This window comes from Delftia sp. 60, assembly GCF_002754395.1.
GTDB lineage: Bacteria > Pseudomonadota > Gammaproteobacteria > Burkholderiales > Burkholderiaceae_C > Comamonas > Comamonas acidovorans.
The window spans coordinates 392,573-414,225 of sequence record NZ_PEFD01000001.1; the positions used below are offsets into that span (position 1 = coordinate 392,573).

19 protein-coding genes are annotated in these 21,653 nt (G+C 69.9%); 8 read left to right on the forward strand and 11 right to left on the reverse strand.

Annotated features, from left to right (window positions below; all coding sequences use genetic code 11):
* Positions 1-12: 12 nt before the first annotated feature.
* The 4 genes from CLV01_RS01745 to CLV01_RS01760 all read right to left on the reverse strand — a co-directional run bounded on the left by CLV01_RS01745 (position 13) and on the right by CLV01_RS01760 (position 3,303).
* On the reverse strand, positions 13-294 hold the full coding sequence (locus CLV01_RS01745; RefSeq protein WP_013800144.1) for a DUF3325 domain-containing protein: 282 nt from the start codon (positions 292-294) through the stop codon (positions 13-15).
* Complete coding sequence (locus CLV01_RS01750; protein ID WP_099732500.1) at positions 291-1,958, reverse strand: PepSY-associated TM helix domain-containing protein; 1,668 nt, start codon at positions 1,956-1,958, stop codon at positions 291-293. The genes CLV01_RS01745 and CLV01_RS01750 overlap by 4 nt, the downstream gene beginning before the upstream one ends.
* Positions 1,955-2,281, reverse strand: coding sequence for a DUF3649 domain-containing protein (locus CLV01_RS01755; protein WP_047218570.1), 327 nt, complete (start codon positions 2,279-2,281; stop codon positions 1,955-1,957). Before CLV01_RS01755 ends, CLV01_RS01750 begins: the two co-directional genes overlap by 4 nt.
* Positions 2,282-2,442: 161 nt before the next feature.
* Positions 2,443-3,303, reverse strand: coding sequence for a LysR substrate-binding domain-containing protein (locus CLV01_RS01760; protein WP_013800147.1), 861 nt, complete (start codon positions 3,301-3,303; stop codon positions 2,443-2,445).
* A gap of 168 nt (positions 3,304-3,471) precedes the next feature.
* Between CLV01_RS01760 and CLV01_RS01765 the strand changes: the two genes are divergently transcribed.
* The 4 genes from CLV01_RS01765 to metC all read left to right on the forward strand — a co-directional run bounded on the left by CLV01_RS01765 (position 3,472) and on the right by metC (position 8,115).
* Complete coding sequence (locus tag CLV01_RS01765) at positions 3,472-4,008, forward strand: cysteine dioxygenase family protein (protein WP_099735012.1); 537 nt, start codon at positions 3,472-3,474, stop codon at positions 4,006-4,008.
* Between the two features lie 131 nt (positions 4,009-4,139).
* Positions 4,140-5,711 carry a rhodanese-like domain-containing protein gene (locus tag CLV01_RS01770; protein ID WP_099732499.1) on the forward strand — a complete coding sequence of 524 codons (1,572 nt, stop codon included), beginning with the start codon at positions 4,140-4,142 and terminating at the stop codon, positions 5,709-5,711.
* Positions 5,712-5,902: 191 nt separating this feature from the next.
* Positions 5,903-6,901, forward strand: a complete 999-nt coding sequence (locus CLV01_RS01775) for a Bug family tripartite tricarboxylate transporter substrate binding protein (RefSeq protein ID WP_063327748.1) — start codon at positions 5,903-5,905, stop codon at positions 6,899-6,901.
* Complete coding sequence (metC, locus tag CLV01_RS01780) at positions 6,901-8,115, forward strand: cystathionine beta-lyase (RefSeq protein ID WP_099732498.1); 1,215 nt, start codon at positions 6,901-6,903, stop codon at positions 8,113-8,115. Before CLV01_RS01775 ends, metC begins: the two co-directional genes overlap by 1 nt.
* 4 nt (positions 8,116-8,119) lie before the next feature.
* On the opposite strand, the gene CLV01_RS01785 is transcribed toward metC, so the two are convergent.
* Positions 8,120-9,190, reverse strand: a complete 1,071-nt coding sequence (locus tag CLV01_RS01785) for an NAD(P)H-dependent flavin oxidoreductase (protein ID WP_099732497.1) — start codon at positions 9,188-9,190, stop codon at positions 8,120-8,122.
* Positions 9,191-9,224: 34 nt separating this feature from the next.
* Positions 9,225-10,427 carry a YbfB/YjiJ family MFS transporter gene (locus tag CLV01_RS01790; RefSeq protein WP_099735009.1) on the reverse strand — a complete coding sequence of 401 codons (1,203 nt, stop codon included), beginning with the start codon at positions 10,425-10,427 and terminating at the stop codon, positions 9,225-9,227.
* 102 nt (positions 10,428-10,529) lie between these two features.
* Between CLV01_RS01790 and CLV01_RS01795 the strand changes: the two genes are divergently transcribed.
* Positions 10,530-11,447 (forward strand): LysR family transcriptional regulator, encoded by a 918-nt coding sequence (locus tag CLV01_RS01795; RefSeq protein ID WP_099732496.1) that lies wholly within the window; start codon positions 10,530-10,532, stop codon positions 11,445-11,447.
* Here the strand turns inward: CLV01_RS01795 and CLV01_RS01800 are convergent.
* The 4 genes from CLV01_RS01800 to CLV01_RS01815 form a co-directional block, all read right to left on the reverse strand.
* On the reverse strand, positions 11,442-13,082 hold the full coding sequence (locus CLV01_RS01800) for a YifB family Mg chelatase-like AAA ATPase (RefSeq protein WP_099732495.1): 1,641 nt from the start codon (positions 13,080-13,082) through the stop codon (positions 11,442-11,444). The two genes, CLV01_RS01795 and CLV01_RS01800, sit on opposite strands and share 6 nt — an antisense overlap.
* A gap of 178 nt (positions 13,083-13,260) precedes the next feature.
* Positions 13,261-14,643, reverse strand: coding sequence for a tripartite tricarboxylate transporter permease (locus tag CLV01_RS01805; protein WP_017405458.1), 1,383 nt, complete (start codon positions 14,641-14,643; stop codon positions 13,261-13,263).
* Between the two features lies 1 nt (position 14,644).
* Entirely contained in the window at positions 14,645-15,070 is a 426-nt protein-coding gene (locus tag CLV01_RS01810; protein ID WP_099732494.1) for a hypothetical protein, read from the reverse strand.
* A gap of 41 nt (positions 15,071-15,111) precedes the next feature.
* On the reverse strand, positions 15,112-16,401 hold the full coding sequence (locus tag CLV01_RS01815; RefSeq protein WP_099735008.1) for a hydroxymethylglutaryl-CoA reductase, degradative: 1,290 nt from the start codon (positions 16,399-16,401) through the stop codon (positions 15,112-15,114).
* A 118-nt stretch (positions 16,402-16,519) separates the two neighbouring features.
* Here CLV01_RS01815 and CLV01_RS01820 point away from each other — a divergent pair, with 118 nt between their 5' ends.
* On the forward strand, positions 16,520-17,926 hold the full coding sequence (locus CLV01_RS01820; RefSeq protein WP_013800164.1) for an aminotransferase-like domain-containing protein: 1,407 nt from the start codon (positions 16,520-16,522) through the stop codon (positions 17,924-17,926).
* On the opposite strand, the gene CLV01_RS01825 is transcribed toward CLV01_RS01820, so the two are convergent.
* Positions 17,914-18,888 (reverse strand): LysR family transcriptional regulator, encoded by a 975-nt coding sequence (locus CLV01_RS01825; protein WP_180288349.1) that lies wholly within the window; start codon positions 18,886-18,888, stop codon positions 17,914-17,916. The two genes, CLV01_RS01820 and CLV01_RS01825, sit on opposite strands and share 13 nt — an antisense overlap.
* 250 nt (positions 18,889-19,138) lie before the next feature.
* Between CLV01_RS01825 and CLV01_RS01830 the strand changes: the two genes are divergently transcribed.
* Together CLV01_RS01830 and rhmD are read left to right on the forward strand one after the other, a co-directional pair.
* Positions 19,139-20,434: an MFS transporter gene (locus CLV01_RS01830; protein WP_099732492.1), complete on the forward strand. Its 1,296-nt coding sequence runs from the start codon at positions 19,139-19,141 to the stop codon at positions 20,432-20,434.
* A gap of 29 nt (positions 20,435-20,463) precedes the next feature.
* Positions 20,464-21,651 (forward strand): L-rhamnonate dehydratase, encoded by a 1,188-nt coding sequence (gene rhmD, locus CLV01_RS01835; RefSeq protein ID WP_016452099.1) that lies wholly within the window; start codon positions 20,464-20,466, stop codon positions 21,649-21,651.
* Positions 21,652-21,653: the final 2 nt, after the last annotated feature.

The following is a 21,653-nucleotide window of genomic DNA, read 5'->3' on the forward strand; positions in this document are numbered from 1 at the left end:
CCGGGAGGGCCGTCAGCGCAGGCGCTCGCGCGCCACCATGGACAGCAGCACGATGGCCGCTGCTGCGGCGATGTGGCCGAACCAGGCCACCAGCCCCAGCGACCAGGGCTCCACCTGCAGCGCCGCCCACAGCGACAGCGCCAGCAGCACCCAGCCGGCCGCGCGCAGGCGCCGTGTGTGGGCAGATGGCAGTTCCTTGCCGAACAGGTCGCTCTGGTGGCGGTCCATGGCCAGGGCCAGGCAGGCGAAGGCGCCCAGGGCCAGCAGCTGACAGAACAGATGGGCCATGCTCATGCGCTGGTCTCCGCTGCTGCAGTGGCTGCCTTGGGCGCGGGCCGGGCGGCGCGCACCGGTTTGGCCTTGGGCTGGTGGCGCTGGGTGCGCAGGGCCAGATGGGCATGCAGTGCGGCCAGGGCCAGCAGCATGAGGTCCATGCCGGCAAACACCCAGTCGCCCGCGCGCAGGCTGGCCAAGAGGCCGCGATCCGTGGTCAGCGCGTTGACCACGGGCAGCAGGGCCAGGGCGGCGGCGCCGGCCCACAGCAACTCGATCCAGGCCCGCTTGGCGGGCCGGCCCATCGCCCAGAACAGGGTGGCGCCCCAGGCGATGAACATGGCGTGCACCTCCCACTCGGCGCGCTGCGCCATCTCCACCGGCAGCAGGCGGTTGGCCCAGAGCATGCCGGCCATGCCGATGGACAGGCCGGCGATGGTGGCGATGTTCAGCCGTTCCACGAGCCGGAAGCCGAAATGCGGCCTTTCCGGGTCGGGCAGCTTGCTGCGCCGCTTCACGTTCCACAGCACCAGTCCCGTGCCGACCATGGCCGTGCCCGCAAGGCTGACGATGAAGTACAGCCAGCGCGTGGGCAGGTCGCCGAAGCGGCCCATGTGCAGCGCATAGAGCACGCCGCGCGTCTCGGCGGCGGCGCCCACGCTGTCCTGTGCCTGCAGCAGCTGGCCGCTGACGCCGTCGAACATCATGAACTGCGGGCTGATGGAGACGCGGCCGTTCTCGCCGCGGATGGCGGTCACGCGCGCATTGGCATCGCCGGGCAGGTTGACGTTCAGGCGTTCCACCTGGCCCGCGCCCCAGCGCTGCTCGGCCTGGCGGACCATGTCGGCCAGCGGTGCCAGGGGCGCGGCCTGGCCCGAGGGCTTGCCAGCGGGAACAAAGGCACTGAGCTGCTGGCCGGCCACCACGCGCTGCTCGGGCGTCATGGTCGTGGCCAGATTGGCCCAGGGCATGTACATCAGGGCCAGGGTCACCAGGCCGGTGTACGTGATCATCAGGTGAAAGGGCAGGCCCAGCACGGACAGCGCGTTGTGCGCGTCCAGCCAGGAGCGCTGGCCCTTGCCCCAGCGGAAGGTGAAGAAGTCGGCAAAGATCTTCTTGTGCGTGATCACCCCGCTGACGATGGCCACCAGCATGAACATGGCGCACAGCCCCGCCAGATAGCGGCCCCAGAGCACGGGCATGTAGTGGAACTGGAAGTGGAAGCGGTAGAAGAACTCGCCGCCGCGCGTCTCGCGCACCGGGCCTTCGAGGCGCGTGCCGGTGGCCGGGTCGAAGCGGCCGTTCTCGAAGCGGCGCCTGGCGCCCTTTTCGGTCTGCGGCGGGCTCCAGAACACCGTGGCCACCGTGCTGCGTTCATCGGGCAGGTTGATCAGCCATTGCGGGCTTTGCGGCGCCACATGCGCCATGGCGTCGCCGATCCGCTGGGCCACCAGCGCGGGCTCGCTCGCCTGGCTCTGGTGCGGCTGCTCGGGCTGCATCCACTGCGTGATCTCGTTCCTGAAATAGCTCACCGTGCCCGTGAGGAACATGGCGTAGAGGAACCAGCCCAGGAGCAGGCCGACCCAGGTGTGCAGATCGGACATGGTCTGGCGGATGCCGGGCGCCTTGGCGGCTTTCGCGGGCTTGGCAGACTTGCCGGCCGTGTTCGTGGTGTTCGTGTTCATGCGCCCAGCCCCTTGCCCCAGGTCCACCACGCGGCAGGCGCGAGCACCAGGGCGGCGACCAGCAGCCCGGCCCAGGCGCGCCGGGCGCTGCGCACGGCAAACACCCAGATCACCGCGCCCGCATAGACGGCAAAGCTCAGCAAGGTGCCCGAGATCGCCGCCTGCGTGCGGTCTGCGGGCAGGGCCAGCACGGCCACGCTGGCCAGCGCCGCCACGGCGTAGCCGCCAAACAGCGCGGCGAGGATGCGGGAGATCAGCGGCCCGTAGTCACGGAACCAGTCACGGAACCAGTCATGGGTGCGGGCAAGAGTGGGAGATGGCATGGCACGGGGCCTGGAAAGGCTCGAAAAACGCCGGCCGGAGGGGGCGGCGGTGGCGCGGATGTTATTTGAGAATAAGTCCCATTACAAGCGGTGCAGTCAAGTGCGCCGCCACATCCAGCGCCGCCACATCCAGCGCTGCCGCGCGCCAAGCGCCCCGGCGCTCAGCCCGCCGGCTGGCGCATGCGGGCCTGCAGGTTCTCGAAGATCTGGCGTGTCACGGGGCTGATCACATGGCTGCGGATGTACAGGCGGTAGGCCAGGTCCGGCAGCGGCGGCATGCCGTCGCCCGCGCCCAGCACGCGCAGGCCCGGGTCGAGCTGCTCCACGCCGCGTGCCGTCACGCCCAGGCCGGCGCGTAGCGCCGCGCGTATGCCCACCAGGCTGGTGCAGGTGTGGCGCGGCGTCCAGGCAATGCCGGCCGCATCCAGCGCATCGCAGCCCAAGCGGCGGAAGATGCTGGGCCCGTCGGCCATGACCAGGGGCACGGGCTTGCCCGGGTCATGGGCATAGCCCGCGCCGCACAGCCACACCGTGGGTGTGGAGCGCAGGGCAAAGCCCTCGAAGCCCTCATCCTCCCGGTTGGAGATGGCCAGGTCCAGCTCGCCCTGCTTGAGCGACTCCATCAGGAACGGGCTGCGCCCCACATGGATGTCGATCTGCATGCCCGGAAAGTTCAGCGCGATCTCCTGCAGCACGGGCGGCAGCATGTTGTCGGCCGCGTCGTGGGGTGCGCCAATGCGCACCAGGCCCTGCACCTGGCGGTGCTGCAGGTTGCGCAGCGCCTCGTCGTGGATGGCCAGCATGTGGCGCGCATAGCCCAGCAGGCGCTGGCCATGATCGGTGAGGCGTTTTTGCCGGCCCTGCTTCTCGAACAGCGCGTGGCCGATCTTCTCCTCCAGCCGCTGCATCTGCTGGGTGATGGCCGATTGCGTGCGCCCCATCTGCACGGCGGCGGCGGCAAAGCTGTCGTGGCTGGCAATGGCGGCCAGGGTGCGCAGCAGGTCCAGGTCAAGCGTCTCCATACTTCAATTTTATTGAAGTATTTATTGGGCATGCGTGGATTGTTGCGGGCGGGGCGCCTCACTACAGTGGACTTCAACGACGACAAGGAGCCTCCTTTGAACACCACCACCAACAACAACACCATCATCGAACAGCGCAGCGCCGCCGTGACAGCAGCCATCGACAGCATGAAGCAGGCCATTGGCGAGGACGCGGCCACGCGCGCCAGCCTGGACGCCGTGCTCCAGCAACTGCTGGGCCTGGCCGCGCGCCGCGACTTCTGGCAGCAGGCCGACTACGCTGCGCCCGAAGAGGGCGAGCACCAGGCGCGCTACCTGATTGCCGAGGACGCCGACCAGAGCTATGCGCTGTACCTCAACGTCATGCGCCCGGGCAAGCGCATCGTGCCGCACAACCACACGACCTGGGCCTGCATTGCCGCCGTGGAAGGCACGGAACACAACCGCGTCTACGAGCGCACCGACGACGGCTCCGTCCCCGGCAAGGGCACGCTGCGCGAGACGGATCTCGTGGTGGTGGCGCCAGGCCAGGGCATCGCCCTCATGCCCGAGGACATCCACTCCGTGGAGATCCAGGGCGAGCAGGTCATCCGCCACCTGCACATGTACGGCCGCGCGCTGGAGACGCTCAACGAGCGCACCAGCTACGACCTGGCCACCGGCACCTGCCAGACCATGGCCATCGGCGTGCAGACGCGCCGCTGAGCCCAGGCCTTCCGGCCGCTATCTCCCGCTTCCTGCCTTTTCACTGTCCATGCCGCAGCGCGCCCCACGGGGCGCGCGTGGCAGGGCTTTGCCCGAAATTCCTTGCCGATCTTTTTCCCGGACCGCATGCAATGACCGCATCCATTGACGCCCACACCCTCAAATCCTGGCTGCACGACGGCCAGGAGATCGCGCTGCTCGACGTGCGCGAGCACGGCCAGTACGGCGAATCGCACCTGTTCTACGCCACGCCCCTGCCCTACAGCCGGCTGGAGCTGGATGTGCCCCGCCTGGTGCCGCGCCGGCAGGTGCGCGTCGTCACCTACGACGGTGGCGAGGGCGATGCCAGCGCGGGCGTGGCCGAGCGCGCCGCGCGCCGCCTCGAAGCCCTGGGCTATACCCAGGTCGCCGTGCTCGAAGGCGGTGCCAAGGCCTGGAGCGCTGCGGGCTACACGCTGTTCGCTGGCGTGAACCTGCCCTCCAAGACCTTTGGCGAGCTGGCCGAACACGCCTATGGCACGCCGCGCATCACGGCCCAGCAGCTGGCGGCGCGCCAGGCGGCGGGCCTGCCCCTGGTGGTGCTGGACGGCCGGCCCGTCTCCGAGTTCCACAAGATGAACATCCCCGGCGCCATCTGCTGCCCCAATGGCGAGCTGGCGCTGCGCGTGAGCCGCCTGGTGCCCGATGCGGCCACGCCCATCGTGGTCAATTGCGCGGGCCGCACGCGCTCCATCATCGGCGCGCAGACCTTGATCAACCTGGGCATTCCCAACCCCGTCTACGCGCTGGAGAACGGCACCCAGGGCTGGTACCTGGCCGACCTGCCGCTGGAGCACGGCGGCACGCAGCGCTATGGCGACGACTCGGCCAGCAGCGCGCTGCAAGCCCAGGCCCGCGCCCTGGCCGAACGCTTCGACGTGCCCGAGGTCGATGCCGACACCGTGCGCGCCTGGAGCCAGGATGCTGCGCGCACGCTGTTCCTGTGCGATGTGCGCACGCCCGAGGAATTCAAGGCCGGTTCGCTGCCCGGTGCCCAGCACACGCCCGGCGGCCAGCTCATGCAGGCCGGCGACCAGTACGTGGGCGTGCGCGGTGCGCGCCTGGTGCTGTTCGACAGCGATGGCGTGCGCGCCCCCGTGGTGGCCAGCTGGCTGCGCCAGCTCGGCCATGACGCCTGCGTGCTGCGGGGCGGCCTGCAAAGCGGCCTGGACCTGGCACCGGCCCAGCCGCCCCAGGTCCCCGCACTGGCAGGCATCACGGCGCAGGCCCTGCACGAACGCATGCGCCAGGGCGAGGTGGCCGTGGTCGATCTGCGCGCGGGCATGAAGTACCGCGCAGGCCACATCGCCGGGGCCCGCTGGTCCATCCGCCCGTGCCTTGCCAGCGATCTGGCCGGCGAGACGCGCCAGATCGTGCTGGTGGCCGACGAGCCCGGCATGGCGCAATGGGCCGCGCTGGAACTGCAGGGCGCCGCGCCGCTGCTGCTCGAAGGCGGCCTGGCCGCATGGCAGCAGGCCGGCCTGCCCGTCGAGGCCACGCCCGACAGCCCCACCGACGCCGAGTGCATCGACTACCTGTTCTTCGTGCACGACCGCCACGACGGCAACAAGGAAGCGGCACGCCGCTACCTGGCCTGGGAGACGGGCCTGGTGCCCCAACTGGACGCGCAGGAACTGGCCGCCTTCCGCCTGCCGAGTGCATGAAGCTCCCCCTGAGCGGCTTCGCCGCTTCCCCCTCTCTCGCTGCGCGGGAGGGGGACGGCACCCTCGCTGCGGGGGCGGCCCTTGCTTGGTGCCCCTGGCCAAAGTCACGTCAGTTGCAAAGGCAGCGCCATATATCGCTGACTTGCCGTAGAGCGACATAAATCAGATCACATAACGACAGGAGACAAGACATGTTCGCAATCCCCACCCTGGCCAGGATGCTGGCCGCCGGCCTCGCGGCCCTGGCCATGCTCTCGCAGGCCACGGCCGAGCCGCTGGCTGCGCGCAACGGCTATCCGGCCCAGCCGATCCGCTTCATCTCGCCCTTCCCGCCGGGCGGCGGCAACGACGCCAGCACACGCTGGGTCACCACGCGCCTGACCGAGGCCACGGGCCAGCCCTCCGTGGTGGAAAACCGGGGCGGTGCGGGCGGCAACATCGGCGCCAAGGCCGTAGCTGAGGCCAAGCCCGATGGCTACACCGTGCTCACGGGCCAGGTCTCGCTGATGGCGGTGAACCCCGCGCTCTACAGCGCGCCGGGCTTCGATCCGCTCAAGAACTTCGTGCCCATCACGCAGATCAACGCGGCGCCGCTGGCCATCGTGGTCGCCTCGGCCTCGCCCCTCAAGAGCTTTGCCGACCTGGTGGCGCGCAGCAAGGGCGAGCCGGGCCGCGTCACCTATGCCACGCCCGGCAACGGCACGCTGTCGCACCTGGTGGGCGTGGTGCTGTCCAAGGAAAACGGCGTGCCCATGACCCATGTGCCCTACAAGGGCGCGGGACCGGCCATCAACGATCTGCTGGGCCAGCAGGTCGATGTGCTGATCACCTCCACCTCGTCCGTGGCCGGCATGATCCAGGCGGGCCAGGTGCGTGCGCTGGCCGTCACCAGCCCGCGCCGCATCGGCGTGTTCGGCAAGGTGCCCACGCTGGAAGAACTGGGCCTGCGCAATGCGCGCTTCGAGGACTGGTACGGCTTCTTCGCCCCCGCCGGCACGCCGCCCGAGCGCGTGGCCTATCTGCACGACGCCATCGTGCGCACCCTGCAACTGCCGGAAGTGACCAAGCTCGTCGTCGATGGCGGCAGCGAAGTCGTGGCCAATACGCCCGAGGCCTTTGCCGCCCAGCTGCGCCAGGACATGGAGCGCTGGTCGCGCGTGGTCAAGCTCTCGGGCGCGAAGATCGACTGATGGCTGCCGAACACGCCCCCGTGCCTGGCGCCCCCGCGCTGGACCTGCAGACCCGGCTGCTGCATGCGGGCAAGCGCCCGGCCTATGCGGGCGGCACGGCCGTCAACCCGCCCCTGGTGCGCGCCAGCACCGTGCTGTTCGAGAGCACGGCACAGCAGCGCGAGATGCGCGAGCGCCGCGCCGGCGAGCGCATCTTCAGCTACGGCGCGCGCGGAACACCCACCGGCTTTGCGCTGGAAGACGCCGTCAGCGAGCTGGAAGGAGCCCACCGCACGCGGCTGCTGCCCACCGGCCTGGCGGCCATCGGCATGGCCCTGCTCAGCTACCTGCGCCCCGGCGACCATGTGCTGCTGACCGACAGCGCCTACCAGCCCGTGCGCCACCTGGCCGGGCAATGGCTGCGGCCCTACGGCATCGAGTACGACTTCTTCGCGGCCGATGGCAGCGACGCCCAGGCGCGCATGCGCCCCAACACCCGCATGGTCTATGCCGAATGCCCGGGATCGCTGGTCTACGAGATGTGCGACCTGCCCGCGCTGGCGGCCATGGCCCATGCGCGCGGCGCCCTGGTCGTGGCCGACAACACCTGGGGATCGGGCTGCCAGTACCGGCCGCTGGCGCTGGGGGCCGATGTCTCGGTGATGGCAGCCACCAAGTACCTGTCGGGCCACTCCGACGTGATGATGGGCACCGTGGCCACCACCGAGGCCGCCTGGGAGCCGCTGGCCGCGCGCTGCGATGCCTTCGGCATGGCGGTCAGCCCCGACGATGCCTGGCTGGTGCTGCGCGGCATGCGCTCGCTGGCCGCACGGCTGCAGATGCACGAGGCGCATGCGCTGGAGGTGGCGCACTGGCTGCAGCAGCACCCGGCCGTGGCCACCGTGTTCTGCCCCGCGCTGCCCACGCACCCCGGCCATGCGCTGTGGCTGCGCGACTGCCAGGGCACCAACGGCCTGGTGTCGCTGGAGCTGCAGCCAGGCACCGCTGAGGCCGCCGTGGACCGCTTCATCGACGGCCTGCGCCTCTTCGGCATCGGCGCCTCCTGGGGCGGCTACGAGAGCCTGGCGACGGCCGCGCACATGGCGCAGGCGCGCAGCGTCACCGACTGGAGTGCGCGCGGGCCCGTGGTGCGCCTGCACATCGGCCTGGAGTCGCCGCGCGACCTCATCGCCGACCTGGAGCAGGGGTTGGCGGCGCTGGACATGCCTGCCTGAGCGATCAGGCCCTCTGAGCGCGCGCCAATTCGCCGGCCAGCGTCTGCACCAGCGCAGCGGCCGGCATCTCGCGCGCCAGCGGCGCACCCTGGCCGGCCCAGTGGGCTGCGTAGTCGGAGCTGCCTTGGGCGGACGCCGCCTGGTGCAGCGCCTTGCCTGCGTCGTAGACGCGCGGGTAGTCGGGCAGGGGCTGGCCATGGCTGGCGCCCAGCGCATGCAGTCGGTTGACCATGCCGCGCGCCGGCCGGCCCGAGATGGCGGCGGTGATGCCCGTGTGGTGGGCGCGTTCGCTGCGCAGCTCGGCACGGAAGGCCGGGCTGGCGGCCGATTCAGGGCAGAGGATGAAGGCCGTGCCCAGCTGCGCCGCACAGGCGCCCAGGCCCAGCGCGGCCGCAATGCCCTCGCCATCCATGATGCCGCCCGCCGCGATCACCGGCAGGGCCGTGTTGCGGGCCAGTACGCGCACCAGGGCGAAGGTGCCCATCATGCGGTCCTGCGCGGGATCGAACGTGCCGCGGTGCCCCCCGGCCTCCACGCCCTGGGCCACGATGGCATCGACACCGGCCTGCTCCACTTGGCGCGCCTCGTCCAGCGACGTGGCGCTGGCCAGGGTCACGACGCCGGCCGCGCGCAGCGCGTCGATGAAGCCCTGCTCAGGCAGCCCGAAATGAAAGCTCACCACGGCGGGCCGCTCCTGCAGCAGCATGGCCTGCAGCGCCGCGTTGCCGACGGCGGTGGCGTAGATCTCGTTGAGCGTGGCAGGCGGCGCGGCGCCGAAGCGCGCGAACTCGGGCGCCAGATGGGCCAGCCAGGCGGCCTCGCGCTGCGCATCGGCCTGGGCCGGCCGGTGGCAGAACAGGTTGACGTTGAAGGCGCCCGAGGTCAGCGCGCGCGTCTGCACGATCTGCTGGCGCGCCTGCTCCGTTCCGCTGGCGCCAATGCCCAGCGAGCCCAGGCCGCCGGCCTCGGTGACGGCAGCCGCCAGCGCGGGCGTGGACGTGCCGGCCATGGGGGCCTGGATGATGGGATGGCGCATGCCCAGTCGGGCCATCCACGCGGTCTTTGCGGTGCTCATACGACTCCTTGTTTCCTGTCTCGAATCCGCGCACTCATGCGGCGGCCTGCCGGCGCGCGCTGGCGCGGCTGGCGGCGATCATGAGCGTGCCCAGCAGCAGCGACACGCTGCCGATGACGAACAGGCGCTGGTACGAGCCCAGGCCCGCATAGCTCCAGGCCATGAAATACCCCGACACGGCCTGCATCAGCGCAAAGGCCGCCGTGGCATAGCCCCACATGCGCTTGTGCTGCACGGGGCCGATCAGCTGCATCAGGTAGCCCGAGGTGATGGCCGCCATGCCCGGCGACAGCGCGCCCACCAGAAAGGACGAGGTCGCATGCCCCGCAAATCCCACCCAGAACAGCGGCATGGCAATGGCCAGTGTCTTGACCGCATAGGCGCCCGTGGTCGTGCCCCACCAGCCAAAGCGCGTGGCGCACAGCGAGGCCACCAGCGGCCCGGCAATGGCTCCCAGGCCGAACACGGCCCACTGCGTGGAGGCATAGGCATCGCCCAACTGCAGCTCGCGCGCCAGGTAGTCCACCCAGAACACCGTGTGCGGCACAAAGCCGAAGGCGTCCGTCATATAGGCCAGCATCACCAGCACCACGGGCAGCGTCCACAGGGGCGCGGCGGGCACGGGCCGGGCATGGGGCGTGATGGCAATGGGCGCAGGCACCGGCAGCCGCCGCACATGGCGCCAGCCCAGCCAACCGGCCCAGGCGCAGACCGCCGCCAGCGCCCACCAGACGGCGCCCAGGCTCTGGCGCGCCAGCAGCGGTATCAGCGTGGCCGACAGCAGGGCGCCGGCACCTATGCCGCAGAACATCAGCGGTCCCAGGGCCGCACGCCGCAGCAGGGGCGTGGCCGCCAGGGCCACCGAGGGGCCCAGCACCATCAGGATGGCGCCGCCAATGCCCGAGATACAGCGCCAGGCAAAGAACCAGGGCATGGGCAGCGGCCAGGCGCAGGCCGCAAAGCTCAGCGCCAGGGCCACCCAGCACCACAGCAGCACGCGCAGCGCGCCCAGGCGTTCGGCCAGCGGCGCGGCGGCCAGCGCCCCGATCAGATAGCCCAGCAGGTTGGCCGCACCCAGGTAGGCCACCTGCTCGCCGCTGAACCAGCCGGCATGCACCATCTGCGGCATCAGCGCCGTGTAGGCAAAGCGCGCCAGGCCGACACCGCTGAGCGTGGCCATGAAGCCGGTCAGCAGCAGGGAAGTTTCGTTGCGTTGGATCACGGGAGTGGGCGCCATGCGGGGAGGATGGGCATACATTAGGCGCTGCCGCCCATCATGTCCAATGATTCAAAATGATGGCGTTGATCTCGATTGAAGATGGATGTCACTGGAGCCGCGATGCAACTGAAGTCCCTGCGCATGTTCCTGGCCGTCTGCGACAGCGGCAGCTTCGGCGCTGCCGCGCAGCAACTGCACACCGTGCAGTCCAACGTGACGGCCCATGTGAAAAAGCTCGAGGACGAGGCCGGCGTGCAACTGCTGGAGCGCAGCGCACCCGTGCACGCCACGCCTGCCGGCCGCCTGCTGGAGCAATACGCGCGGCGCATGCTGGCCGACCATGACGAGGCGCTGGCGCTGCTGCAGGGCAGCTCCCGGGCCGCCGGCGCGCTGCGCATAGGCTCCATGGAAACCACGGCCGCGCTGCGCCTGCCGCCGCTGCTGGCGCGCCTGCACCAGGCCCAGCCCGGCCTGGACCTGGAGCTGCGCACGGCCACCACGGCCGAGCTGCTGGCCGACCTGCTTGCCGGGCGGCTGGACTGCGCCTTCGTCTCCGGCATGCCGCCCCAGTCCCGCCTGCAGGGCTGGCGCGTCTTCGAGGAAGAACTGGTCCTGGTCACGGCTTTCGCGCTGCCGCGCTTTCCCGATGCCGCCCAGCTCAGCGCCGTGCCCTTCCTGGCCTTCCGCCAGGGCTGCAGCTACCGCCAGCGCATCGAACTGCTGCTGGCCGCGCGCGGCGTGGCCGCACGCATCATGGAAATGGGATCGCTGGATGCCATCCTCGGCTGCGTGGCCGCCGGCATGGGCTACGGCCTGCTGCCGCGCAGCGTGGTCCAGGCCCAGCAGCACCGCTTCGGCGTGCACATCACGGCCCTGCCCGGCGCACTCGCCCAGGAAGTCGCCCGCGTGGAAACCTGGTTCGTCGTGCCCGCGCGCCAGGGCTGGTCGCCTGCGCTGCATGCCTGCGTGGAGGTGTTGGGGATCGACCAGGATGTTGCGGCTGTCGATGCGCAAGGCCTGGTGCCTGCCGGCTCATGACGGCAGCCGCAACACCCTCCGATACTGCATGGCCTCGGCCACATGCCCCGTCTCCACTGCCGCGCTGCCGGCCAGGTCGGCAATGGTGCGCGCTACCTTGAGCGCGCGGTGGGTGCTGCGGGCCGACCAGCCCAGGCGTGCGGCGGCCTTGTGGGCGAAGGTCAGGGCCTCGGGCGATAGGCCCAGGTGGTCGTCCAGGGCCTGGCCCTGGAGCTGGTGGTTGGCGCTGCCCTGGCGCTGCACGGCCAGCGCGCGGGCCTGGATCACGCGCTCGCGCACGGCCTCGCTGGTTTCGCCCGAGCGCGCGGCCAGCAGCTCCTGCGGGGGCAGGGCGCCGACTTCCACATGCAGGTCGATGCGATCCAGCAGCGGGCCGCTGATGCGCGCCTGGTAGCGCGCCACCTTGTCGGGCGTGCAGCGGCAGCGCTGCACCGTCGACCCCCAGTGACCGCAGGGGCAGGGATTCATGGCCGCGACGAGCTGAAAGCGCGCGGGAAATTCGCAGCGCTGGGCGGCTCTGGCGATGGTGATCTGGCCGGTCTCCAGCGGCTCGCGCAGCGCCTCCAGCGCACTGCGCGCGAACTCGGGGAATTCATCGAGGAAGAGCACGCCGTGGTGGGACTGTGAGATTTCGCCAGGACGCGGTGGCGAGCCTCCTCCGACCAGGGCCACGGCGCTGGCCGTGTGATGCGGGCTGGCCGTGGGGCGCTGGCGCCAGCGCTCGGGCGTGAAGCGGCCGGCCAGGCTGGCGATGGCGGCGGCCTCCAGCGCCTCGTCATCGCTCATGGGCGGCAGCAGGTCGGCAAAGCGCTGGGCCAGCATGGACTTGCCCGAGCCCGGCGGCCCCACCAGCAGCAGGCCGTGGCCTCCGGCCGCAGCAATTTCCAGCGCGCGCCGCGCCTGCGCCTGGCCGCGCACCTCGGCCAGGTCCAGGCTGCTGCGCACTGGGGCAGCGGGCTGCGGCTGCACCGCATGCCAGCCCGGGCCGGAGCATGTCTGGGTGTCGCCTGCTGCCGGCAAGGCGTCGGTTTCGTCGGTCTCGCCGGTGTCCTCGCTTTCGTCGCTGCAGCAGGCACCGTCCGTGTCCTGCTCCGCCTGCACCAGGGCATTGGCCGAGCGAGTGATGAAGCGGCGCACCACGTCCAGCAGGTGGTGCGCGCAGAACACCTGGGCTGATGGCACGAAGGCCGCCTCCTGCGCGCTGCCCGGCGGCAGCACCAGGCGGGCGCCGTCCTGCTGGCGGTGCAGGGCCAGGGCCGTGGCCAGCGCGCCGCGCACGGGCCGCAGCGCGCCCGACAGCGACAGCTCGCCTGCGAATTCATACTCGGCCAGTGCATCGCCATTGATCTGGCCGCTGGCCGCGAGAATGCCCAGCGCAATCGGCAGGTCGAAGCGCCCCGAATCCTTGGGCAGGTCGGCGGGTGCCAGGTTGACGATGATGCGTTTGTTGCTCGGGAACTCCAGCCCGGAATTCAGCAGCGCCGAGCGCACGCGTTCACGCGCTTCCTTGACCTCGACATCGGCCAGACCCACCAGCGTGAACGACGGCAGGCCGTTGGCCAGATGCACTTCCACAGTGACACGCGGGGCGGCCAGCCCCAGCAGCGCACGACTTTGAACCAGGGCCAGACCCATGGGCACCTCGCAGGAACGACAGACACAAAGCCAGACACGAAGCCAGACACAAAGGAAGAGGCCGCCAGCGGTGCGGCGGCCTCGGTGACCCAGTATGGCAACGGCCTTGGGCCTTGTGGGCGGCGGGTGCGGCGCTGCCCCCAAATCTCAGAATGTTCTGACCCTTGCGGCGCAAAAATCAGAACAGCTTCACCAGCGCCGGCACGCTCAGCACGGCCGTGTAGTAGCCCATGAACTGCACGCCGGTGTTGAAGCCGAAGCCGCGTGACAGCAGGCCGCCGAGCAGGCCCATGGTCAGGATCACGAGCAGGCCCAGCAACTGGCCTTCCCAGACGCTGATGACGATGATCAGGCCCACGAAGGTGGCGATGATGGCCTCGTGGCTGACCCGGCGCGAGACGAACAGCGCCGCGCTGCGCGCGAAGTTCATGGCGAAGGGGTAGGACACGAGGGCCGCCAGCACCACGGCCAGCATGCCGTAGCCCAGGAACTCCCAGTGGCTGAGCAGGTTGTGCAGGTTGTTCACCTGGCCCGTGGCGGCATCGACGGTGAAGCGCGGCGGCGCGTTGAACAGCGGCGCGGCGGGGCCGGCGGCCACGGGGCTCAGCGGCAGGCCGAAGGCGATCAGCGGGATCAGCGCCTCGGCGATGTAGGTGGCCTCGGTCACGCCGTTGCGCGCGCTCAGCACCGTGGTCAGGCGGTGGTAGGCATGCTTGATGCGCGAGCCCACCAGCTCGCCCAGCACCACGGTCATGGCCACGGGGCTGAAGACGAAGGTGGCGCTGGAGATGGTGGCCGTGGCCAGCGTCCAGCGCGTCTGCACGCGGTCCAGCACCTTGAGCGGGTTGGGGAAGTAGCCCGACCAGCCCTTCACGTCGGGCGCCAGGTTGAACTGGCGCACCTTGTCGCGCAGCATGCGCTGGCGGCCGGCCGGCGAGATCACGGTGAACAGGTCGGCGATCAGCGGCCCGATGGCAATGCCCAGGAAGTAGCTGATGCTGAGCTTGACCTCGTATTTGGCGGTGAGGCTTTGCAGCGCAATGATGACGACCACGAACGGAATCAGCAGCATCACCGAGGCCCAGCGCCCCGCCGAGAAGTAGGCGATGAGGAGGGCCGCCGCCAGGAAGATCCAGGGCGCCGTCTTGGTGATCATGCTGCCGAAGGGCGCCAGCATCACCGCGAACAGCACGGCCAGCGGCACGGCGACAAAGGCCGCGACGATGCCGCCCGAGACCATCTTGCGCAGCGCGATGTGTGGCACGCCCAGCTTGCGCAGCATGTTGGCGTCCTGCAGCAGCGGCGTGGCCAGCGTGTCGCCGGGAATGCCCAGCAGCGCCGTGGGAACGGCATGCGTCATGTGCTTGGCCACGGCGCCGGCCAGGAAGAAGGTGAACACGCCCGCGGGCGGCACGCCCAGCAGCACCACCAGCAGGGTGAGCGGGGCCAGTGTGGTGGTCTCGTCCGTGCCGGAGACCAGGCCGATGGCGGCGAACACCACGGCGCCTATCAGTCCCATGGCGGCCGCGACGGCGATGTCATTGGTCAGCAGGGTTTCCATCTCATGCCCTCCCGGCCTTGTCGGCGAACAGCTCGTAGAGCTTGAGCTCCTTGAGTTCCTGCACCACGGCGGGCGGCAGGTCCTGCACCGTGCCCAGGCCTCCGGGCTGGCGGGCCAGTTCCTCCAGCACTTCGCGGCGCCATTCGGGGTCGTTCGAGGTGTCCTGCTCGGTCACTTCCCGCTTGGGCGGAAAGGCGCGTGCGCAGATCACGCCGGCGATCACGCAGCCTGCCAGGCCCGCGAGCATGGCGTAGGCGTGGGCCAGCTGGCGCGACTCGACCACCGTGGCCAGCCAGCGGCTGGCCAGGTAGAAGCCCAGCACGCTGATGCCGGTGCCGATGGCAATCGCCCAGGCCAGGTGGCGCAGGTCCACGGTGTCGCCCCAGACCTCGGCCAGCCGCCAGTCGGCGGGATCCTTGCTTGTCATGTGTGTCTCCTTGGGTTTTTGTTTGTGTGGCCGCGCGCTGGTCAGGCCCTGGCGCGCAGCTCGGCCAGCACTTCCAGCGCGCGGTCGGTGCGCACGTCGTGCTCGGCGGCCAGCTGGCGCGCCACGGCATCGACCTCGTCGCCCGTGGCGCCGGCCACCAGGGCGATGTTGCGGGCATGCAGGGCCATGTGGCCGCGTTGAATGCCCTCGGTGGCCAGGGCGCGCAGGGCGCCCAGGTTCTGCGCCAGGCCCACGGCGGCGGCGATCTCGCCCAGCTGCTGGGCGGACTGCAGGTCCATGATCTTCAGCGCCAGGCGTGCCAGCGGATGGGTCTTGGTGGCGCCGCCGACCAGGCCGACCGGCATGGGCAGCTCGATGCTGCCGACCAGGGCGCCGCCGGCATCCTTTTCCCAGCGCGTCAGCGAGGTGTAGCTGCCGCTGCGGCTGGCATAGGCATGGGCGCCGGCCTCGACCGCGCGCCAGTCGTTGCCCGTGGCCACGATGACGGGGTCGATGCCGTTCATGATTCCCTTGTTGTGCGTGGCCGCGCGGTAGGGGTCGATGGCCGCGAAGGTATAGGCGTCCAGCACGCCTTCGATGATCTCCTCGCCGCTGCGCTCCTGCGTGGCCAGGGTCTGCGGCGTGAGCCGCACGCGGGCGCGGGCCAGCCGCAGGTCGGCCAGGTTGGACAGGATGCGCAGCCGCACGCTGCCGCCCGTGATCTGCTCGACCAGGGGCGCCACCGATTCGGCCATGGTGTTGACGGTGTTGGCGCCCATGGCGTCGCGCACGTCCACAATCAGGTGGATCACCAGCATGGGGCCGCGCGGCGTGTCGGGGAAGACGTGGACCTCGATGTCCTTGCAGCCGCCGCCCAGGCCGATCAGCACCTTGTCGCGGCTGTTGGCGCGCTCGATGATCTGCGCACGCGCCTGCAGCACGGCCAGGCGTGCGCCGTGCGGATCGGTCACGCCCAGCACCTGGACCTGGGCGCGCATCAGCGGCAGCGTGCTCGAGGTCTGAAAGCCCCCGTCCTCGCGCGCCAGCTTGGCCATGTACGAGGCGGCGGCCACCACCGAGGGCTCCTCCACCGCCATAGGCACCAGCACGTCGCGGCCGTTGACGCGGAAGTTGCCCGCCACGCCCAGCGGCAGCTCGAAGCTGCCGAACACGTTCTCGATCATGCCGTCGGCCAGTGCCAGGGGCAGGGCGCCGGGGGCGGCGAGCAGGGCGCGCTCGGCATCGGACAGGCCGCAGGCATCGGCCAGGAAATCCCGGCGCTGGGCCGGTGTGAGGGCACGGAAATTGGGCAGGCGCGAATCGGCAACCATGGAAGACATCTCCTCGGATCAAAACTCTGGTCGCCGGACTGTAGGAAAACTGTACCGCTTTCAAAAGGTACAGTTTCGGGGAACAGTACCATCGCACTGCAACATGAACGGAGGGCGCATGGCAGACACCAGAGGGCGCTCGGCCCCCATTGCCGAGAAGCTGGCCGACCTGATCGGCCAGCAGATCGCCGACGGCGTGTACCGCCCTGGCGACAAGCTGCCCTCGCTGCGCGAGCTGGCGCAGCTGCACCGCTATGCCAAGAACACCGTGGTCTCGGCCTTCGATCTGCTGGTCTCGCGCGGCATCGTGGAGCCGCGCCGGGGCTCGGGCTTTTACGTGCTGGGCACGGGGCGCGGTGCCCAGCGCACCGATGAGGACGCGGGCCAGCTGGGCCGCGCCATGGACATCGTCTGGCTGATGCGCGAGCAGCTCAAGACCCAGCCCGACTGCGTGGGCGTGGGCGACGGCTTTCCGCCCGTGGAATGGCTGGCCGACATGCGGCTGGACCGCTACCACCAGAAGGTGGTGCGCACGGGGCTGGGATCGCTGTTCCGCTACGGCAGCCGCTACGGCTATGCGCCGCTGCGCGACAGCCTGGTGCGCAAGCTGGGCGACTTCGGCCTGCAGGCCACGCCGGGCCAGTTGGTGCTGACCCATGGCGCCAACGAGGCCATGGACCTGGTCATCCGCTACTTCGTGCCGCCGGGGGCCACCGTGCTCGTGGACGAGCCCGGCTACTACCCGCTGTTCGGCAAGCTCAGGCTGGCCGGCGCCCATGTGGTCGGCGTGCCGCGCCTGGCCGACGGGCCCGACGTGGCCGCACTCGAGTCACTGCTGGCCCAGCACCGGCCGCGCCTGTTCTTCACGCAGTCGCTGGCCCACAATCCCACGGGCTCGGACATCTCGGCCGCCAAGGCCTACAAGGTGCTGCAGCTGGCCGAGCGCCACAACCTGCTCATCGTCGAGGACGATCCGCTGGCCGACTTCAAGCCCACCTCGGCCGTGCGCCTGTCCACGCTGGACCAGCTGGAGCGCACCATCTACATCGGCAGCTTCTCCAAGTCCTTCTCGGCCGCGCTGCGCGTGGGCTTCATCGCCTGCAACGACGCGCTGGCCAGCGACCTGGCCGACCTCAAGGCGCTGATCCACGTCAGCGGCTCCGAGTACTGCGAGCGCATGGTGGACGTGATGCTGCGCGAAGGCCACTACGAGCGCCACCTGGTGCGCCTGCGCCACAAGCTGGGCCAGGCCACGGCCCAGGCGCTGGGCTGGCTCGATGCCCACGGCTGCGAAGTCTTTGCGCGCAGCCCGCAAAGCCTGTACCTGTGGGTGGCCTTCCCAGGTGTGCAGGACTCGCTGCGGCTGGCCGAGCAACTGGTGCCGCGCAAGCTCAGCATGGCGCCGGGCCGTGTCTTCCATGTCGATCCCTCGGCCGTCTCGCGCTGGTCGCGGTGCAACGTCAGCGCCATGCTGGATCCGAGGTTCCAGGCCGCGATGGGGCAGGTGCTGGCTCAACCCGCCTGAGCCAGCCCCTGGGCCTGCGCACGCAGCAGCGCGATAAAGCGCTGCTGCTCCTGCGTGGGCGCGTCATCGGTGCGGGTGAGGATGCCGAAGGGCGCCATGGGCACGTCGATGCAGACCGGCAGCGCCCTGACCAGGCCCATGCGCAGATAGTCCTTGAGCGCGGATTCGGACAGCAGCATCACGGCGTCGGTCAGCTGCACCAGCTGCTGCATGGAGTACACCGAGCTGCATTCGATGATGTCGGCCGGCACGGGCAGCTCCAGGCGCTGCAGCAGCTGATCGAGCGCGATGCGCGCGGGGCTGGTGGTCGGCTGCAGTATCCAGGGCCAGTCGCCGACAAGCTCTTGCCAGCCCAGCTTGCGCCGGCGTGTCAGCGGATGGCCGCTGCGCACAACGACCAGCAGCCGCTCGTTGCCCAGTTCCTCGAAGCTGTAGCTGCTGCTGTGGGCTGCAGGGCTGCGCCGCGCAATGGCCATGTCGATGCGCCGCTGGTCCAGCAGGCGAAGGATCTGGTCGCTGGTGTCGCCCATGATGCGCAGGCGCAGCTGCGGGCTTTGCGTCTTCATGCGGGCCACGGCCGTCATCACCAGGTCGGGTGCGGCGCCCATGATGGTGCCGATGGACAGGTAGCCGTAGCCGCCCTGGCGGCGCGCGGCCAGGTCTTCGGCGCAGCGGTCCAGGCTGTTGAGCGAGGCCTCGGCAAAGCGCACCAGCTGCGCGCCCAGCGCCGTGGGCCGCATGCCGCGCGGCAGGCGCTCGAACAGCTGGCAGCCGAACATGTCCTCGATCTCGCGCAGCATGCGCGTGGCCGCAGGCTGGGACATGGCCAGGCTCAGCGATGCGCGGTGCAGGTTCAGGCTCGATCCCAGCGCCACCAGCATGTGTAGGTGCTTGTAGCGCAGACGGTTGAGCAGGCTGCGGTGCAGCACGGGCGGGGCGGATTCGGGCGTGTTCGCAGGCATAAGCGCAAGGTATCGGATGTGACCGAAATTCGATTTGTTGAGCATCGATCATGCGCCGTACATTGGCCCTGCGACAAGAAAAAACAGACCCAATCCAGGAGACAAGACATGCACAGCCCATCGCCTGTTTCATGACGCGCTGATGCGACCGGCACCCAAGCCGCAGCCGCCTCTCGCCTTCCGAAAAAGCACGCCTTCAGCGCCCCCATTTTTGCGGGCGTGATGGCTCTCCATCGCCTTCAGGACCGTCATGAAAAAACTCCCCGCTCCCCTGCTCGCCAGGATCTCCTGGCGCCTGCTGCCCTTTCTTCTGCTCATGTACATCATGGCCTTCCTGGACCGTGCCAACGTGGGCTTTGCCAAGGTGGCCTTCCAGGCCGATACCGGCATCAGCGATGCGGCCTTCGCCTTTGGCGCGGGCGTGTTCTTCGCAGGCTATGCGCTGCTGGAGGTGCCCAGCAATCTGATCATGCACCGCGTGGGCGCCCGCATGTGGATGTGCCGGATCATGGTCACCTGGGGCCTGGTGTCGGCGGCCATGATGTTCGCCCACGACCAGACCACGTTCTACGTGCTGCGCTTTTTGCTGGGCGTGGCCGAGGCGGGGTTCTTCCCCGGCGTCATCCTGTATCTGACCTACTGGTTCCCGGTAGCGCACCGCGCGCAGGCCATGGGCTTTTTCTACTTCGGCGCGCCGCTGGCCTTCATCTTCGGCAGCCCGCTGTCGGGCCTGCTGCTGGAGCTGGACGGCATGGGCGGCTGGCACGGCTGGCAGTGGCTGTTTGCGGTGGAGGGGCTGATGGCGGTGGCCGTGGGCATCTGGGCGTATTTCCACCTGGACAACCGCCCCGCCGACGCCACCTGGCTCAGCCGCGAGGACAAGGCGCTGCTGCAGGACATTCTCGACAGCGAAGAGCGCGCCAAGGGCAGCCACGGCCACAGCCTGCTGGCCGCGCTGTGCCAGCCGCGCGTGCTCTACCTGGCGCTGATCTACCTGCTGATCCAGGCCAGCGTCTATGGCGTGGTGTTCTACCTGCCCAGCCAGGTGGCGGGCCTGCTGGGCACCAAGGTGGGCCTGCTGGTGGGCGTGGTCTCGGCCATTCCCTGGCTGTGCGCGCTGCTGGCCGCCTGGTGGATTCCGGGCCATGCCGAGCGAACAGGCCAGCCGCGCGGCATCGCCAGCCTGACGCTGGTGATGGCTGCCGTGGGCATGGCTGCATCGGTGAGTTTCTCCAGCCCCCTGCTGGGTGTGGCCGCGCTGTGCCTGGCGGCGGCCGGTTTCATCGCCGTGCAGCCCGTGTTCTGGACCTTTCCCGCCAACACGCTGGCCGGCGCTGCGGCCGCTGGCGGCATCGCCTTCATCAACTCCCTCGGCGCCGTGGGCGGCTTCATCGCCCCCATCGTCAAGAACTGGGCCGAGGGCTTTTTCCACTCCCCGGCGGCCGGCCTGTACCTGCTGGCCGGCACCACGCTGCTGGCTGCGGCCCTGGTGCTGGGCGTGCGCGCACGCCTGGCGCCGGCCCTGGCCGCACCGTCCGCCGCCTGAACCACTTGCACACGGAGCAGAACCAACACATGACACAGATCCCCACCATCAAGCAGGTGCGCGCCTTCACGCTCAAGGGCGGCGGCGCCGACTACCACGACCAGTCTGACGGCCACTGGATCGACGACCACATCGCCACGCCCATGGCCAAGTATCCCGAGTACCGGCAAAGCCGCCGCAGCTTCGGCATCAACGTGCTGGGCACGCTGGTGGTGGAGATCGAGGACAGCGCCGGACGCGTGGGCTTTGCCGTGACCACGGGCGGCGAGCCTGCGGCCTACATCGTCGAAAAGCACCTGGCGCGCTTTCTCGAAGGCGCCCGGGTCACCGACATCGAGCGCATCTGGGACCAGATGTACCTGTCCACGCTGTACTACGGCCGCAAGGGCATCGTCATCAACACCATCTCGGGCGTGGACCTGGCGCTGTGGGACCTGCTGGGCAAGGTGCGCGGCGAGCCCGTGCACCAGCTGCTGGGCGGCGCCGTGCGCGACGAGCTGCAGTTCTACGCCACGGGCGCGCGGCCCGACCTGGCGCAGAAGATGGGCTTCATCGGCGGCAAGATGCCGCTGCACCACGGCCCGGCCGAAGGGGAGGAGGGCCTGCGCCGCAACCTGCAGGAGCTGGCCACCATGCGCGAGCGCGTGGGCCCGGACTTCTGGCTCATGCTGGACTGCTGGATGAGCCTGGACGTGAACTACGCCACGCGCCTGGCCCAGGGTGCGCAGGCCCATGGCCTCAAGTGGATCGAGGAGGCCCTGCCGCCCGACGACTACTGGGGCTACGCGGCCCTGCGCAAGAACGTGCCCACCGGCATGCTGGTGACCACGGGCGAGCACGAGGCCACGCGCTGGGGCTTTCGCCAGCTGCTGGAGATGGGCTGCTGCGACATCATCCAGCCCGACGTGGGCTGGTGCGGCGGCATCACCGAGCTGCTCAAGATCTCGGCCCTGGCCGATGCCCACCAGGCCCTGGTCATCCCGCATGGCTCCAGCGTCTACAGCTACCACTTCGTGGCCACGCGCCACAACAGCCCGTTTGCCGAGTTCCTGATGATGGCCCCCAAGGCCGACGAGGTCGTGCCCATGTTCCATCCGCAACTGCTGGGCGAGCCCGTGCCCGTCAACGGCCGCATGCGCCTGTCGGCGCTGGACAGGCCTGGCTTCGGCGTGGAGCTCAATCCCGAGTGCGCCCTGCACCGCCCGTACACGCACTGAAG